General features: G+C 70.9%; 1 protein-coding gene. It reads right to left on the minus strand.

Annotation, left to right across the window (positions count from 1 at the left end; all coding sequences use genetic code 11):
- Positions 1 to 275: 275 nt before the first annotated feature.
- Positions 276 to 1,118: PilN domain-containing protein (locus tag G3436_RS26915; RefSeq protein WP_243667362.1), on the minus strand; the 843-nt coding region annotated here is incomplete at its 5' end.

A 1,118-nucleotide genomic window follows, 5' to 3' on the forward strand; every position in this document is an offset into this window, starting at 1 on the left:
CAGCGCCGCGTCGCCAGCACGCAAGTGCACGCCATGCCCAAGCCCTAGCACCAGCAATCCGCAGCCTGCCAGCAACAACAGCTTGCGCGGCCATGCCGCTGCCGCGAGCGCCGCCCAGCTCAGCCCGAGGTTCACGGCCGCACCTGCGCACTCATCTGGAACACCTCGCCATCCGCCGTGGCCTTGACCTCCTGCAGGCGGATATCACCCAACCCCGGCGACTGCCCCAGGTGGCTCATCAAGCGGGTGACCGGCGCCCGCCCTGTGCCACGCCTTCAAGACGCAGGGCGCCCCTCAAGCACCAGGCGGGTCAGTTGTACGCCAGGGGGGCACACGCCGGGCCAGCAGCCCAGCACCTGCGCCCCGGGCGATGGGGCATGTTGCAAGGCCTCCAGTACCTGCGCCTGCTGCAACAGCGCATCGCCTTGCGCCGCCAGGCTGTGCATTCGGGCGACCGGCGCTTCGAGCTGATCGATCGCCTCGCGCCACTGCGCATTGGCCGCCCCCTGCGACACAAGCCGGTGGTTGGCCTGACGATCGAGCAGTACGACGCCGACAAGCGCCAGCAGCGCAGTGCCCAGCAGCATCCCCTGCAACTGGCGCACCCCACGCTGACGCCGCCACTCACGCCAAGGCAGCAGGTTGAGTGCGTACATCAGGGTGCACACCGCGCGGCCAGCCCGTAGGCCAGTGCCAACGCGGGCTGGGGCGGGCCGAACAGGCGGGTGTCCAGGCCCAGCTGACGCTGCAGGTACGCGGCCTGCGCGCCGTGGCCGCTGCCCCGGCCAGCACCAGACAGGATGGCATGGCGCCGTCGAGCGCCAGCACCAGCGGTCGACGCATTCGGCCAGCGCGTGCGGCAAGTCGGTCGCCGTGGCAGCCTCGCCTCGCCACCCCATACCGTCTGCCGACAACACATGCAGCACCAGATGCCCGGCCTCCACCTGCAACACGGCACCGCACTCGAACCCGGCAGCACGCTGCAACGCAAAGCTGTCGGTGTCCACCACCCGTGCACGCAGCCCGGCCAGCTCCAGCGCCGCCACCAGGCCGTCGACCCAATCCTGGTGGCAGGCATGCACCCGCACTGCCTCGCACGCGGGGTCCTCGAGCGCGCG

The organism is Pseudomonas brassicae (assembly GCF_010671725.1).
Taxonomy (GTDB): Bacteria; Pseudomonadota; Gammaproteobacteria; order Pseudomonadales; family Pseudomonadaceae; genus Aquipseudomonas; species Aquipseudomonas brassicae.